The organism is Saccharothrix sp. NRRL B-16348 (assembly GCF_001280085.1).
Lineage (GTDB): Bacteria > Actinomycetota > Actinomycetes > Mycobacteriales > Pseudonocardiaceae > Actinosynnema.
This window is the reverse complement of record NZ_LGED01000130.1, coordinates 1-319: the sequence shown is the minus strand read 5'-3', so window position 1 is coordinate 319 and position 319 is coordinate 1. Positions and strand designations below refer to the sequence as shown.

Here is a 319-nt window from a genome sequence, read left to right as displayed (position 1 = left end):
CAGCGGGTGGCCCCCGCACAGCCCGATCAGCTCGTCCACCGCCTCGGGTTCGGCGGCGACGCGGTCGGCGCCCAGGCGGGCGGCCAGCAGGCCGCGGGCTTCCTTTGGGGACAGGACGTCGAGGGGCAGGTGGCGGGCGCCGTGCCGATCGATCAGCGAGGCCAGCCGGTGACGGCCGGTGACCAGCACCGTGCAGGACGGCGAGCCGGGCAGCAGGGGGACGACCTGGTCGCTGGTGGCGGCGTTGTCCAGCACGACCAGCATCCGCCGCCCGGCCACCAGGCTGCGGTACAGCGCGGCCTGGGCGTCGAGGTCGACG

At 76.2% G+C, this 319-nt stretch carries 1 pseudogene; it reads right to left on the bottom strand.

Annotated features, from left to right (window positions below):
• Positions 1 to 319 (bottom strand): annotated as a pseudogene (locus ADK67_RS52510) (tetratricopeptide repeat protein); the annotation flags it as partial.